Source organism: Photobacterium sp. DNB23_23_1 (genome assembly GCF_052873815.1).
Map to the genome: position 1 here is coordinate 59,696 of NZ_JBNNXT010000007.1, position 13,851 is coordinate 73,546.

The window sequence follows — 13,851 nt, forward strand, 5'->3', positions numbered from 1 at the left end:
TCACTCAAGGTGTTAACCTCGCGATAACTAATAGATGAATTTAGGGTACTACAGTTTGTAACCTGTAGCCACAATATATACCTCACGAGAGCGATCTCGTGACGAATCTGGCTTACGAATTTTGACTGCCTTGAACATACTACGCACTTCTGCCAGATATTGGTCAAAGCCTTCACCTTGGAAAACTTTAACCGCAAAGCTGCCATCAGGCGCAAGTACTTGTCTACACATATCTAATGCTAGTTCAACAAGATACATAGCTCTAGGCTGATCTGAAGCCAAGTTGCCACTCATGTTCGGTGCCATGTCAGATAACACGACATCAACCATATCCGGCTTGATACGCTCAAGCAGCGCATCCAAGACTGCCTCCTCTCGAAAATCCCCCTGCAGAAAGCTCACACCAGGTAGCGAGTCCATTGACAAGATGTCACAGGCAATCACCTGCCCCTCATCACCAACAACCTCTGCCGCATACTGTGACCACCCACCAGGAGCCGCTCCCAAATCGACCACGGTCATGCCGGGCTTCAGGAGCTTATCTTTGTTTTGAATTTCTTCGATTTTAAAAATCGCGCGAGAGCGGTAGCCCTTTTTTTGAGCTTCTAGAACATATTTGTCATCAAAATGTTCCTTCAGCCATCGGCCAGAACTGCCCGAATGTTTTTTCTTACTCATGATTTACCTAATGAGTTTGGGTACTTATCAAGTATACTCAGCAACACCACAAATGGCGTATACTAAACAAATTAGTCTTCTAGACTATATGGCGTTAGAATACGCGGTTTTCAACCCTAATTTAATAATAGAGCCGACATGAATCTAAGCACCAAGCAGAAGCAATACCTTAAAGGTCTTGCCCACAACCTAAAGCCTGTTGTCCTAATGGGCGCAAATGGCCTGACTGAAGCCGTGATTGCCGAAATTGAACTGGCACTTAACCACCACGAGCTTATCAAGGTTAAAGTGGCTGCTGAAGAGCGCGAGACCAAGGTTTTGATCGTTGACGCAATTGTTCGCGAAACCAAGGCAGAAAAAGTCCAAGTGATCGGTAAGACACTGGTACTGTACCGCCAGAGCGAAGAACGTAAGATCGAGCTTCCGCGCAAATAAAAAAGGCCGCCGCTGCGGCCTTTTTTATGCCTGTATCATGGCACGGAATGCCATGATCCATTCTTTACAGATACATTTAATAACACTTTAGTCATATTAAATGTAAGCAACTTCCGAAATTTCAAACTCACGCGCACCGCCCGGTGTGGTGATTGTCACTTCGTCATCCTGCATTTTACCGATAAGACCACGAGCAATCGGTGAGTTCACCGAAATACGACCGGCTTTGATATCTGCCTCGTCGTCACCCACGATCTGATACGTGACTTCTTCTTCTGTATCCACATCAATCAGGCTGACTGTCGTACCGAAGATCACTTTACCGGTGTTCTGTATCTTGGTGACATCAATCACCTGCGATACTGACAACTTGTACTCGATATCACGGATCTGCGCTTCACAGATACCCTGCTCTTCACGGGCAGCATGATATTCAGCATTCTCTTTCAGGTCACCCAATTCACGTGCTTCACCAATGGCCTGTGAAATGATCGGGCGACGCTTCATTAATACTTCCAGCTCTTCGCGTAGCAGCTTCTCGCCGCGTACCGTCATTGGAATCTTATCCATAACTCTTATTACCTCAACGCCCGTATAGCGACTGCTATTAGGCAAAACAAAGCCAGTCCGACAGGTTGGTCGAACTCAGCGATTACTAATGGGAACACTTCATTCTAAACAAAGATGCCCAAGAGATCATCCTGTTCATTGAGCGGCACACTTTACATGACAGACGCTAGCTTATCGGTCAGAAATCATAAAAATTTCACAATTCATACGCCTAGCGCATGCCGTTTAAAATTTATGCGCTAAAGATCACAAAAACATTTAATAAAACAATTATTTCCGACTAAAAAAGCAAGAACCAAATCCTAAAAACAGCTAAAAAACGCCCTTAAAGCCGAACTTTATTTAATACCTATAAACAACTGATATTAAAGACAATAAGCATCACAAAAAGATCGCAACCTATTGGAATAAAGTATTTTTCAGTTTTTTTTACTAACAGATCGGGCCAGAGACCAGTAAAAAGAACAGCATGCATTTAGCATTGATATGCATACAACAAAATAATTCCAAAAGGATTCGACAATGAACAAGAAACTGATTGCTCTAGCAGTAGCAGCAGCATCAATCTCTTCTGTAGCAACAGCAGCGGAAGTTTACTCTGACGAAACTTCAAGCCTAGCAATTGGCGGTCGTATTGAAGCACGTGCGGTAATGACAGACAACGACGCTGGTGACAGCAAAGTTACTGATCAGACTCGTACACGTATTAATATTGCAGCAAAAACAGACATTACTGATTCTGTATACGGCATCGGCTTCTACGAAGGTGAATACGCTGAATACAAAGGCGGTAAAGTTGATAACCGTCACCTAAACGCAGGTATCGGCGGCGATTTCGGCCAAGTTGTTTACGGTAAGACTGACGGCTCTCTAGGCATGATCACTGACATGACTGATATCATGTCTTACCACGGTAACGAAGCGGGTGGTAAAATTGCTGCAGCTGACCGTACGTCTAACAACCTAGCGTACGTGGGTTCTTTCGACCTAGGTGGCGACAACCTAGTTGTTAAAGCTAACTACGTATTCGCTGGTGACAACGACGCTGAAGACGTAAATGGCGCAAAATACACCTACGACGTTGACGGCTACTCTATCGGTGCAATGTACGCACTGGATATGGGCCTAACGTTCGGTGCGGGTTACGGTGAGCAAGAAGCTCTAATTGATGAAGATACCGCTTTAGAAAAGACAGCTAAAAACGCATTCGCTGGTGTTTCTTACACCATGGGTGACTTCTACGTAGCAGGTCTTTACCAAGACTCACGCAACACTGACGCTGCGAAAGTACGCGGTTACGAATTTGCGGCAGCTTACACCTACGGCAAAACTGTATTCACAGGTACTTACAACTACCTAGAAGACGCAGACGCTTCATCTAACGAAGCTCTAGTAGATGCAATCGCTATCGATGCGACTCACTACTTCAACAAGAACTTCCGTACTTACGCGTCATACAAGTTCAACAACCTAAGCACTTCTGATGCAGGTGCTGATACTCGTGCAGATACTTCTGACCAGTTCGTACTAGGTGCACGTTACGACTTCTAATCCAATTTGGATATAGAGCGTTAACACAGCCTTTTCTAAGCACCGGCCTTCTGGCCGGTGTTTTTTTATGTTTGCAATCTCTTGTTATAGAGACTTTTTGTCCCCGCTCCAACAAGCTTTCCTGCCTCTGACTTTTTATCTGTCCCATATTGTTTATCATGGGTGTAATGAGAATCAAATATCCATGTTCAATATCTAATGTTCAAACTCATCGTTCAGAAAACAGGGGCCACAGATGCAACTGCCACTTCGTCTTGTACTTATAACAGCTAGCTTGTCGCTGCTTTCCCCCATGGCAGTCGCCCAACCCACTAATATCAATACAGAGCCAGCCTCAACGGCCCCTGCGACATTTCACCCCGATCTCCGCTCGCTACCCTACGGCAACGATACTGCCTTGCTCGTTGCAGATGCCAATACCGGCAAGATGATTTATGCGCAGCGTGAAAACCAGTTTCAACCTCCTGCCAGTATCCAGAAAATGGTCACGGCACTGGCTGCCCAGCTATACCTCGGCAAGGACTACCGCTTTACTACCCAGCTAGAACAGCAAGAGGATGATATCGTGCTGCGCTTCAGTGGTGATCCCTCTTTATCACGAAGGCAGCTCACAGGATTACTGGGCAAGCTCAAGGCCCATACTGGTAGCACCATCAAAGGGGACTTTCTGCTTAACGGCAGCCAGTTCAGTGGCTATGAGCAAGCGCCGGGGTGGCCGTGGGATATACTGGGGGTGTGCTATAGCGCGCCATCGAGCAGCCTGAGCCTTGAGCACAACTGTGTACAGGGGGCACTATACAGCAATCGTCAAATCGGAGAGGGCACCAGGGTTAATATTCCCAGCCACCAGCCACTGACCGTCACGACCAGTGCGCGAGTAACAACCAAGGAAGAGCAGAAAGCGAGTCATTGTGACCTTGAACTGGTTGATAAAGGAAGTAACCACTATCACTTGAGCGGCTGCCTAGTAAAGCGCGACAAGCCGCTGCCGCTCAATTTCGCGGTACAAGACACCGAAGCCTATATCAGCCAAGTGATCATGGCTGAATTAAAACGTCTCGGGATCAAGCTAGAAGGTCAGATAAAGCGAGATGACAAAACGACGGATGCCAAAGGCAAGGTCATTGCGACCCATAAATCAGCACCGCTGAACGAATTACTCGACCATATGATCAAGGGTTCCGATAACCTGTATGCCGATAACATCGCCAAAACCCTAGGTGCCAAGTATTTCAGCCAGCCGGGCAGTTTTGCCAACGGCAGCAAAGCAATAAAGGCCATCATCAAGAAGAAAGCCCATATCGACCTAGAGCAGACAATACTGGTTGATGGTTCAGGCCTGTCACGCAATAACCGCATGACAGCGAGCCAAATAATGGAAGTGATCACTTACATTTATCAGCATAACGATAAGCTAAACCTGCTCTCCACCATGCCAGTCAGTGGCCAAAGCGGCACCCTACGCTACCGCCAGAGTGTCCGCCACCAGCCATTGCAGGGAAAGATCCGCGCCAAGAGCGGTTCATTGTACGGCACTTATAACCTCGCCGGGGTGCTGACAACCGAATCAGGTAAAACCTTGCTTTTCGTCCAAATGGTGAGTAACTACTTCCCACCAGAGCGGGATGAAAGCCAACCGGCTATTGCGCCGCCGATCGAAACGTTCGAGCGCACGTTATACCAAAGCCTATACAAGCAATACTGACACTAAAGTGTGTCGATAAGCTAAACAAAAAAGCGAGTGACTCATCGTCACTCGCTTTTTTATGGTCTAAATATTGAGGCAGTTTGGACTAGGCCAGCGCTAGGAATGCATTGACCGTCTTGAAGTAAATGATCATACCGGTAATATCGACTACCGATGCCAATACCGGGCTCACCAGTACCGCAGGATCAAGCTTGGCTGCACGGGCAATCATCGGCAGCACACCGCCTACCGTTGTCGACAGCACAACCTGCAAAGAAATGGCTACCCCGATGGCCATCGAGATATCCATCAGTTCCATACCGATAGGTAATGACGAGCCATCGCTGAACATCATCACGCGTCCCATGATAACCGCGGCCAAAACACCGGCGATCACCAGCGCAACTCGGAATTCCTTCCACATTACCTTGACCCAATCCCGGCAGCGTATCTCTTCCATTGCTAAGGCTCTGACAACCAAGGTTGCTGCCTGAGAGCCGGTGTTACCACCAGCAGCGGCAATAACAGGCATGTACACGGCCAGAAGTACCAACTGGCTCAGGGTATCTTCGTAGTGAGAGATGATAAGACCCGATACAATACCCAGCAGCGCCAAGCCAACAATCCAGCCAATACGCTCACGCACGTGGCTAAATACACTGTTTTGCAGATAGTGACCTGCAGGCTCCGCTTCCGAACAAATTAAGCCCAGGCCGTTAGCCAAGTGACGCATACAAACTTCTTCATCCATATCATCAAGCAGATCCAACAGGATCTGTACATGGCGAAGTGGGATCTCATGCAAGATAGCAATCGCTTCTGAAATAGGCATCTTGACCAGCAATTTGGCTTGTTCTTCGATGTCATATTTCAAAAACGCGTTGCGTACGGCCAGAACATCGTTCTCAGCCAAGTTTTCGTTTACTAGCACAGCATCAGCTGCATAGTTCATTACCGCCATGGCGAATCTCCCGATTAGCTAACAGTAACGACCACCAGAAACCACCATAACACGGCGCGAATGTGCTAGTTCCTATCTGCAGAGATATAAAAACGATCTACAGACAGCAAAAAGCCTGTCATTCACCACACATTGGCGAGATTCTATATTGAGATAATGGCTGGGAAAACCGAGGAAAAGTATGTTTGAAAAGGGTCATCTAAAGATGAGAAGTAACAGACTATTCCGAACCTGAGGCTAGTTCGGAATCATTGGAGACCGACACCGTTAACAGGTTTGATTTTCCACCTTCATACTCGGGGGATGGTCGGTATCGTTCATCTAAGTCTCCAAAAAAAAATAAGTATCGCTTATGCGACGCGGCTAATTGTACGCGCTTCAGTTGAGGGTTGCAAAAGGATTTTCAATTACAAATGACACAAAGTATTAATGGCATCACAGTTATACAAAACCATGACAGTTAGGTGAATTCCGCTTCTTTTAGATAACAAAACGGCCTGCATGGCAGGCCGTTTGTTCATTAATTCGCGCTAACTAAAACCGAGGTTACGCGTTTTTGATGCGAGCATGTAACTCTTGTACTGAAGTCACCTTGTTACGGTCATCAGCACTCCAAGCCATACACGTTGCAAAGGCAGCGTTCAGCGTCGTGGTGTAGTTCACCTTCTCAGCCAAGGCACCGCGACGAAGAACTTTCGAATCTTCAATCGCCTGGCGGCCTTCCGCAGTATTCACAATGTACGAGTACTCGTTGTTCTTGATACGGTCAAGAATATGAGGACGACCTTCATGTACTTTGTTCACCAAGCGAGGGTTGATACCGGCTTCACCAAGAACGACCGCAGTACCATGCGTTGCGTCAAGCTCGTAGCCTTGCTTAACCAACTTGGAAGCTAGGTCAACCACACGTTGCTTGTCGTTACCGCGAACAGACAATAGAGCACGTCCTTTCGCTTGTTTCTCTTTACCACAGCCAAGCTCAGCTTTGGCAAACGCTTCTGCAAACGTATCGCCAACACCCATAACCTCACCGGTAGAGCGCATTTCAGGGCCAAGCAGTGGGTCAACGCCCGGGAATTTGTTGAACGGCAGTACCACTTCTTTTACAGAGTAGTACGGCGGGATGATCTCTTTGGTAAAGCCCTGCGACTCAAGAGACTGACCAGCCATTACACGTGCAGCGATTTTCGCCAGCGGTGCGCCTGTAGCCTTCGAAACGAATGGTACCGTACGCGCAGCACGCGGGTTAACTTCAATCAGGTAGACTTCGTTGTCTTTCACCGCGAACTGGGTGTTCATTAGACCACGTACGCCCAATTCGAACGCTAGCTTCTCAACTTGCTGACGCATTACATCTTGGATGTCTTGGCTTAGCGTATACGCTGGTAGCGAACATGCTGAGTCACCAGAGTGAACACCTGCCTGCTCGATGTGCTCCATGATACCGCCGATAACCACACGTTCACCGTCGCAGATGGCATCAACGTCAACTTCGATTGCATCATCAAGGAAACGGTCTAGTAGAACCGGCGATTCATTCGATACGCTAACCGCTTCATTGAAGTAACGGCGCAAGTCTTGCTCGTCGTATACGATTTCCATCGCACGGCCACCCAGGACGTATGACGGACGTACAACCAGAGGGAAACCAATTTCTTTTGATTTCTCAACAGCCTGCTCCATAGTCGTTACGGTTGCATTTTCTGGCTGTAGCAGGCCAAGACGCTCAACAGCAGCCTGGAAACGCTCACGGTCTTCTGCACGGTCAATGGCATCAGGGCTGGTACCGATAATCGGCACGCCTGCCGCTTCAAGTGCACGAGCCAGTTTCAGTGGTGTTTGACCACCGTACTGAACGATAACACCTTTTGGCTTCTCGACACGGACGATAGCAAGTACATCTTCCAACGTTACCGGTTCGAAGTACAGGCGGTCAGATGTGTCGTAGTCAGTCGAAACTGTCTCTGGGTTACAGTTAACCATGATGGTTTCGTAACCGTCTTCACGCAGCGCAAGCGAAGCGTGAACACAGCAGTAATCGAACTCGATACCCTGACCAATACGGTTCGGGCCACCACCCAATACCATAATTTTATCTTTATCCGTTGGCTGTGATTCACACTCTTCATCGTAAGATGAGTACATGTACGCCGTGTCCGAAGAGAATTCAGCAGCACAGGTATCAACACGCTTGTAGACTGGGTGAATGTCGAACTTATCACGCAGTTTGCGGATTTCAGATTCAGCCACACCCAACAGTTTCGCCAAACGCGCATCAGCAAAACCTTTACGCTTCAGCTTACGCAGTACGTCTGCATTCAGGCCAGCAAAACCGCCCTCTTTAACCGCTTGCTCTTCTTTTACAATATCTTCGATTTGTACCAGGAACCAACGATCAACATTGGTTAGGTTGAATACGCCATCAACTGACATACCAGCACGGAAGGCATCGGCGATATACCAAATACGCTCAGAGCCCGCATCTTTTAGTTCATGACGAATGGTTGTTAGCGCGTCTGGCGCGTCTAGGTCAACCATTTCATCAAAGCCGTTAGCGCCAACTTCTAGGCCGCGTAGCGCTTTTTGCATTGATTCTTGCTGGTTACGGCCAATCGCCATCACTTCACCAACAGACTTCATCTGAGTCGTCAGGCGGTCGTTCGCACCCGCGAACTTCTCGAAGTTAAAACGAGGGATCTTAGTCACAACGTAGTCGATGGTTGGTTCGAACGAAGCCGGTGTTGCGCCGCCAGTGATGTCGTTCATCAGCTCGTCTAGGGTAAAGCCAATAGCCAGTTTCGCGGCTACTTTTGCAATCGGGAAGCCCGTCGCTTTCGATGCCAATGCAGAAGAACGAGATACACGCGGGTTCATCTCGATGATAACCATACGGCCATCTTTCGGGTTGATACCAAACTGTACGTTCGAACCACCTGTTTCAACACCGATTTCGCGCAATACCGCTAGCGATGCATTACGCATTAGCTGATATTCTTTGTCTGTCAGTGTTTGTGCTGGGGCAACGGTGATGGAGTCACCGGTGTGGATCCCCATGGCATCGAAGTTTTCAATCGTACAAACAATGATACAGTTATCATTCTTGTCACGAACAACTTCTGTCTCGTACTCTTTCCAGCCAATCAGTGATTCATCGATAAGCAGTTCGTTCGTCGGTGACAAATCCAAGCCACGGCGACAAATTTCTTCGAACTCTTCTTTGTTATAGGCGATACCACCACCGGTACCCCCCATAGTGAACGATGGACGGATGATACAAGGGAAGCCAACCATATCGAGAACTTTGTAAGCTTCTTCCATGGTTTTCGCAGTATCAGCACGCGGACACTCAAGGCCAATCGACTTCATCGCTTTATCGAAGCGAGAACGATCTTCGGCTTTATCAATCGCGTCAGCCGTAGCACCAATCATTTCCACGCCGAACTCTTCCAGTACGCCGTGTTTCTCAAGATCAAGTGCACAGTTCAGTGCCGTCTGGCCACCCATGGTAGGAAGAACGGCATCCGGACGCTCTTTTTCAATGATCTTGCGTACCACTTCCCAGTGGATTGGCTCGATGTAAGTCGCATCGGCCATGTCTGGGTCAGTCATGATAGTAGCTGGGTTCGAGTTAACCAGGATAACTCGGTAGCCTTCTTCACGTAGGGCTTTACACGCCTGAGCACCTGAGTAATCGAACTCACAGGCCTGACCGATAACGATCGGGCCAGCACCTAGGATTAGAACACTTTGAATATCTGTACGTTTTGGCATTGCTTACTACTCCGGCTTAGGCGCTGTGCTGCTTAATTAGGTCAATGAAGTGATCAAATAGTGGCGCTGCATCGTGCGGGCCTGGGCTTGCTTCAGGGTGGCCCTGGAAGCTAAATGCCGGCTTGTCAGTACGATGGATACCCTGTAGCGAACCGTCAAACAGTGACTTGTGGGTCGCTCGCAGGTTGTCAGGCAGCGTTGCTTCATCAGCGGCAAAGCCGTGGTTCTGTGAGGTGATCATGACAACATCGCGGTCAAGATCTTTAACTGGGTGGTTGGCACCATGGTGGCCAAATTTCATTTTCACTGTTTGTGCACCAGAAGCCAGAGCCAGGATCTGGTGGCCTAGACAGATACCGAATACCGGTAGACCTTTATCTAGGAACACTTTGGTTGCTTCAATCGCATAGGTACATGGCTCTGGGTCACCAGGGCCGTTTGATAGGAATACACCATCTGGGTTCAGGGCCAATACTTCTTCTGCAGAAGTTTGTGCAGGAACCACTGTCAAACGACAGCCACGGTCAACCAGCATACGTAAGATATTGCGCTTGGCACCAAAGTCATACGCCACAACGTGGTATGGCAGTTCGCTGTCATCTTTGGCCTCAGGCAGGCCGCCTTCCAGCGTCCAAGATCCCTGCTTCCACTGGTATGCTTCAGAGGTTGTGACCTCTTTAGCCAAGTCCATGCCTTTCAGGCCTGGGAACTCTTTCGCTTTTGCCAGTGCCAGCGCTTCGTCCAGGTTGTTACCCGCAACGACACAGCCGTTTTGTGCGCCTTTCTCGCGAAGTAGGCGAGTTAGCTTACGGGTATCGATATCGGCAATGCCAACGATGTTCTGGGACTTCAGGTAATCAGAAAGGGTCTGTTGATTACGGAAGTTGGAAGCGATAAGAGGGAGGTCACGAATTACCAGGCCTTGGGCGTGGATAGAGGAGGATTCTTCGTCTTCGGAGTTGGTTCCGGTATTTCCAATATGGGGATAAGTAAGAGTAACAATCTGCTGAGAATAAGAAGGGTCAGTGAGAATTTCCTGATACCCCGTCATCGAGGTGTTAAAAACAACTTCACCAACGGCCGAACCATCTGCCCCAATGGACACGCCGCGGAACACTGTCCCATCTTCAAGGACTAACAGCGCTGATTTGCTCAAGACAACCTCCAAAAAATATAAAAATGCAGTTAAAACAGATAAAGTTGCAATTACCCATTCCATACAAAGTCAAAACCCGAGTCAAGCCGAATTTTGACAAATTGCGCGCATTCTAGTTATGGCGACGGAATCTGTCAACAGATCACGAAAAATATAATTATTTTTTAGCCACCTCATAGCTAAAACCAGTAGAAGCTGGCAAAAGAACAAGAAAACCCCAGCATTGATCGGTCTTTTTTTCACCGCCGATCCAGTTTATCGTTTGCCTAAATCACAAAAAAAACAAAAACAAAAAAACAGCATCAAACCGCCACCAAAGGCACACTTTGCACCGCTTTTTAAGCACAAAGGCCAGTAATTAGAACAAACACGGTAAAATACGACACAAATACAAGAAAATACAGTCTACATTCTACCCCCTAACCAAGACGCTAAACGAACGAGAAGAAAGTGGCTGAATATGCACTCATCAAGCATAACGGCAGTGCCGAACCGGTAAGAAATTTCCCTCGGGAATGGTTTGCACAACTCCTTGTTCTACATCATCACAGCCATTAACCGGCAACACACCCGCTAAGGAATAAAAAAAACCGGCCAATTGGCCGGTCTATTCTGGAAGATTTACAGCTCATCGAGCCCTAGCACGTCCTGCATGGTATAGAAACCCGCAGGTTTACTGTGGAGCCAGGCAGCTGCCCGGACGGCACCATTAGCAAACGTCATCCTATCAGTCGCCTTGTGGGTTATTTCAACCCGTTCACCAATATCAGCAAACATCGCGGTATGCTCGCCGACAATATCGCCGGCACGGATAGTGGCAAAACCAATTTCGTCACGGCTTCGTTCACCAGTGATCCCTTCTCTAGCATAAACGGCCACATCGCTCAGCTTGTTGCCCATAGCGCCTGCAATTGCCTCGCCCATACCTATCGCCGTACCAGACGGTGCATCGACTTTATGACGGTGGTGAGCTTCGATCACTTCGATATCGCAGTAATCTCCCATCACCTTGGCGGCTTTCTCCAGCAACTTAAACACCAGGTTGACGCCGACACTGTAGTTTGGCGCCATCACAACAGGCACCGACTGCGCAGCCTTGTCGATCTGGGCACGCTCTTCATCGCTGAAACCCGTAGTGCCGATAACGATTTTCTTACCGTGCTGCTGGCAGAAGGCCAAGTTCGCTAATGTCGCGACAGGTGCTGTGAAGTCGATAAGTACATCAAAGTCGTCGGCGGCCTTGACCAAGTCCTCGACGATAATCACCGATACCGGGCCAATGCCCGCTAACTCACCGGCATCCGCACCAATCAGTGTTGACTCGGGACGCTCGGTCGCTGCACCCAATACCGCCTGCTCGGACAAATGTGTCGCTTTCAGTAACTGACGGCCCATACGTCCTGCTGCGCCAGCAATCGCAATTCTAACCATTGCGTTTCATCTCCCTGGTTCTGTTTGGTATTACTCTCTGGCTCCCAATGTAGCCTGTTGAGAACGATAAAAAAAGCCCCAGCAATGGCTGGGGCTAATAAATCCAAAAAGCACACTGTCGGCGGCTTGTGCTTAGACGTTCCTGACCTGCAACTCGCGCGGCACTTCAAAGAACATGTTCTCTTCTCGGCCGGACAATTCCTCTACACTAGCATCGGTCAGTGATTGGATCCGGGCGATAATCTGGTTAACCAGCTCTTCCGGCGCCGATGCCCCGGCAGTAATACCGATTTTCGCTTTGCCATCAAACCATGCCTGATCGATATCTTCCGGACAATCAGTCAGAAAGCCCGGCGTGCCAAGTTTCTCGGCCAGCTCACGCAAGCGATTGGAGTTTGATGAGTTCTTCGAACCAACCACGATCATGACATCGACATCCGTCGCCATTTCACGTACTGCATCTTGTCTGTTCTGGGTCGCATAACAGATATCGTCTTTACGTGGACCCTGGATCTCAGGGAACACTTCGCGCAGCTTGGTGATGACATCAGCCGTTTCATCAACAGATAAGGTCGTTTGACTCACGTAGTGCAAATTACTTGGATCTTTCACACTCAACGCTTCGACATCTTCTGGCTTCTCGACCAGATACATGCCGCCAGTCTCACTGGCATACTGCCCCATGGTGCCTTCCACTTCTGGATGGCCAGCATGGCCAATCAGTACCACTTCCATGCTGCGGCGGCTAGCACGGGCGACTTCCATATGGACTTTGGTTACCAACGGGCAAGTCGCATCGAACACGGTCAGCTGACGTGCCTTGGCTTCGTTGCGCACAGCCTGCGATACCCCGTGGGCAGAAAAAATGACAATATTGTCATCCGGTACTTCATGCAGCTTTTCGACAAAAATGGCACCGCGCTGCTTGAGGCCTTCAACCACAAAGCGGTTATGGACAACTTCATGGCGAACATAAATTGGCGGCTGGTACATATCCAGCGCACGCTCAACAATACTGATGGCTCGGTCAACACCGGCACAAAAACCCCGAGGGTTCGCGAGTAAGATTTTCATTGCTAACGACTCTTAGTTTTCAATGGCAACGACTTCCACGTCGAAAGTCACACGCTGCCCTGCTAGCGGGTGGTTGAAATCAACGGTCACAGAATCACCGAGAACTTCCGTAATAATGCCCGGGATATCACTGCCATCAGGTCCGGCAAAGGCGATAATGTTGCCGACTTCGGCAGGGGCATCAGTACCAAATTTGGTACGGTCAACATGGTGGATATTATCAGGATTGGGTAAGCCGAACGCGTCTTCAGGCGCAAGATCGAAGCTGCTTTTCTGCCCCAGAGCCAACCCCAGCAAGCATTTTTCGAAATTATCGGTCAGGCTGCCATCTCCCATGGTAAATTTTGCCGGTTTGCCCATCGACTGGGTTGAATCTGCCACAGAACCATCTTCTAGCTTGATGGCAAAATGCATAAGAACTTCACTGCTTTCCGTAATAACCGGCATGTAGGATCCCTTCTAGAATATTTTATCCGCCCATTTAACAACAAAGCGCCGCCCGTATCAACGGGCGGCGCTTTGGGTTATAAGCTCAGG

11 protein-coding genes are annotated in these 13,851 nt (G+C 48.6%); 3 read left to right on the top strand and 8 right to left on the bottom strand.

The window, feature by feature from the left end; all coding sequences use genetic code 11:
• Window positions 1-48: 48 nt before the first annotated feature.
• The gene (gene rlmE / locus ACVA53_RS06605) at window positions 49-678 is read right to left on the bottom strand and encodes a 23S rRNA (uridine(2552)-2'-O)-methyltransferase RlmE (protein ID WP_255041945.1); all 630 of its coding nucleotides are present in this window, start codon (window positions 676-678) and stop codon (window positions 49-51) included.
• 138 nt (window positions 679-816) lie between these two features.
• Between rlmE and yhbY the strand changes: the two genes are divergently transcribed.
• The gene (gene yhbY, locus ACVA53_RS06610; protein WP_107300350.1) at window positions 817-1,113 is read left to right on the top strand and encodes a ribosome assembly RNA-binding protein YhbY; all 297 of its coding nucleotides are present in this window, start codon (window positions 817-819) and stop codon (window positions 1,111-1,113) included.
• Between the two features lie 96 nt (window positions 1,114-1,209).
• Here yhbY and greA read toward each other — a convergent pair whose 3' ends face one another.
• Complete coding sequence (gene greA / locus ACVA53_RS06615; protein ID WP_255041943.1) at window positions 1,210-1,683, bottom strand: transcription elongation factor GreA; 474 nt, start codon at window positions 1,681-1,683, stop codon at window positions 1,210-1,212.
• Window positions 1,684-2,205: 522 nt separating this feature from the next.
• Between greA and ACVA53_RS06620 the strand changes: the two genes are divergently transcribed.
• Together ACVA53_RS06620 and dacB are read left to right on the top strand one after the other, a co-directional pair.
• Window positions 2,206-3,234 carry a porin gene (locus tag ACVA53_RS06620; protein WP_446504744.1) on the top strand — a complete coding sequence of 343 codons (1,029 nt, stop codon included), beginning with the start codon at window positions 2,206-2,208 and terminating at the stop codon, window positions 3,232-3,234.
• Window positions 3,235-3,469: 235 nt separating this feature from the next.
• On the top strand, window positions 3,470-4,939 hold the full coding sequence (gene dacB / locus ACVA53_RS06625; protein WP_446504745.1) for a serine-type D-Ala-D-Ala carboxypeptidase: 1,470 nt from the start codon (window positions 3,470-3,472) through the stop codon (window positions 4,937-4,939).
• Between the two features lie 88 nt (window positions 4,940-5,027).
• Here dacB and ACVA53_RS06630 read toward each other — a convergent pair whose 3' ends face one another.
• The 6 genes from ACVA53_RS06630 to fkpB all read right to left on the bottom strand — a co-directional run bounded on the left by ACVA53_RS06630 (window position 5,028) and on the right by fkpB (window position 13,761).
• Window positions 5,028-5,882 (bottom strand): magnesium transporter, encoded by an 855-nt coding sequence (locus ACVA53_RS06630; RefSeq protein ID WP_255041940.1) that lies wholly within the window; start codon window positions 5,880-5,882, stop codon window positions 5,028-5,030.
• Window positions 5,883-6,428: 546 nt separating this feature from the next.
• Window positions 6,429-9,653 carry a carbamoyl-phosphate synthase large subunit gene (gene carB, locus ACVA53_RS06635; protein WP_255041938.1) on the bottom strand — a complete coding sequence of 1,075 codons (3,225 nt, stop codon included), beginning with the start codon at window positions 9,651-9,653 and terminating at the stop codon, window positions 6,429-6,431.
• Between the two features lie 16 nt (window positions 9,654-9,669).
• Window positions 9,670-10,809 (bottom strand): glutamine-hydrolyzing carbamoyl-phosphate synthase small subunit, encoded by a 1,140-nt coding sequence (gene carA, locus ACVA53_RS06640; protein WP_446504746.1) that lies wholly within the window; start codon window positions 10,807-10,809, stop codon window positions 9,670-9,672.
• Between the two features lie 621 nt (window positions 10,810-11,430).
• A complete protein-coding gene (gene dapB / locus ACVA53_RS06645) occupies window positions 11,431-12,240 on the bottom strand; it encodes a 4-hydroxy-tetrahydrodipicolinate reductase (RefSeq protein WP_446504747.1) in 810 nt (269 codons plus the stop codon).
• 132 nt (window positions 12,241-12,372) lie between these two features.
• Window positions 12,373-13,314 (bottom strand): 4-hydroxy-3-methylbut-2-enyl diphosphate reductase, encoded by a 942-nt coding sequence (gene ispH, locus ACVA53_RS06650; protein WP_255041934.1) that lies wholly within the window; start codon window positions 13,312-13,314, stop codon window positions 12,373-12,375.
• A 12-nt stretch (window positions 13,315-13,326) separates the two neighbouring features.
• A complete protein-coding gene (fkpB, locus tag ACVA53_RS06655) occupies window positions 13,327-13,761 on the bottom strand; it encodes an FKBP-type peptidyl-prolyl cis-trans isomerase (protein ID WP_255041933.1) in 435 nt (144 codons plus the stop codon).
• Between the last annotated feature and the right edge of the window lie 90 nt (window positions 13,762-13,851).

Excerpts from the sequence above, each read along its gene's own strand:
- yhbY (WP_107300350.1), top strand. The coding sequence starts at position 817 with ATGAATCTAAGCACCAAGCAGAAGCAATACCTTAAAGGTCTTGCCCAC.
- ACVA53_RS06620 (WP_446504744.1), top strand. The coding sequence starts at position 2,206 with ATGAACAAGAAACTGATTGCTCTAGCAGTAGCAGCAGCATCAATCTCT.
- dacB (WP_446504745.1), top strand. The coding sequence starts at position 3,470 with ATGCAACTGCCACTTCGTCTTGTACTTATAACAGCTAGCTTGTCGCTG.
- ispH (WP_255041934.1), bottom strand. The coding sequence starts at position 13,314 with ATGAAAATCTTACTCGCGAACCCTCGGGGTTTTTGTGCCGGTGTTGAC.
- ACVA53_RS06630 (WP_255041940.1), bottom strand. The coding sequence starts at position 5,882 with ATGGCGGTAATGAACTATGCAGCTGATGCTGTGCTAGTAAACGAAAAC.
- fkpB (WP_255041933.1), bottom strand. The coding sequence starts at position 13,761 with ATGCCGGTTATTACGGAAAGCAGTGAAGTTCTTATGCATTTTGCCATC.
- rlmE (WP_255041945.1), bottom strand. The coding sequence starts at position 678 with ATGAGTAAGAAAAAACATTCGGGCAGTTCTGGCCGATGGCTGAAGGAA.
- carB (WP_255041938.1), bottom strand. The coding sequence starts at position 9,653 with ATGCCAAAACGTACAGATATTCAAAGTGTTCTAATCCTAGGTGCTGGC.
- greA (WP_255041943.1), bottom strand. The coding sequence starts at position 1,683 with ATGGATAAGATTCCAATGACGGTACGCGGCGAGAAGCTGCTACGCGAA.
- dapB (WP_446504747.1), bottom strand. The coding sequence starts at position 12,240 with ATGGTTAGAATTGCGATTGCTGGCGCAGCAGGACGTATGGGCCGTCAG.